The sequence below is a fragment of the Ligilactobacillus acidipiscis DSM 15836 genome (assembly GCF_001435755.1).
Lineage (GTDB): Bacteria > Bacillota > Bacilli > Lactobacillales > Lactobacillaceae > Ligilactobacillus > Ligilactobacillus acidipiscis.
Genome location: NZ_AZFI01000343.1, coordinates 1 through 620, shown reverse-complemented (window position 1 = coordinate 620; position 620 = coordinate 1). Strand labels below are relative to the sequence as shown.

General features: G+C 45.2%; 1 protein-coding gene. It reads left to right on the top strand.

The genetic code is table 11. The features are described 5' to 3' along the window. Positions 1-620 (top strand): IS701 family transposase (locus FC65_RS11040; protein WP_191979919.1); only part of this gene is annotated, 620 nt, incomplete at both ends.

Genomic DNA, 620 nt, shown 5'->3' with positions numbered 1-620 from the left:
AGCACATCATTTTAGAGTGTGACAGCTGGTATCCTAAAAAGGATGTCCTAGATTTTGTGAAAGACCATGGTAATGTTGATTTTATCGCTAATATTCGTAAGGATACCGCGCTTTATCAGCTCCCACAGCGGACAGGAAGACCTGGCCGACCACGTAAATACGGTCAAAAATTCAAGTCAACTGAAATCGCCCTGACCGACCAAGATGATCACTATGCGGTAGGCATGACTAAATGTATGACGAAGCTTTTTGGGCAAGCCGTATGGATCATTCGCAGTCAAAACCGTCATGAAGGCGAGCGCTTGTTCATTTCAACCCTTCCAGCCCAAGATTTACCGGAACTAACCCCGCATAAGGGTGGTTTCTGGCGGATCCTTGATTACTATGACCAACGTTGGAAGATCGAGACCTACTTCTACGAAATCAAAAAATTCTGGTCCTTCGGCGAATATCAGGTTCGTTCCCAGAACAAAATCGAAGGCTTGCATTTTATCGCCAATCTTGCCTATCTTTTAACGCAACTTTTACCCCAGATCCAGCCTGATTGGCAAGAATTACAGGAGCAAGGTACAAGTGCGCGCAAAAACATGCTAAGCCACGCCATTACTGCAGAACGAATT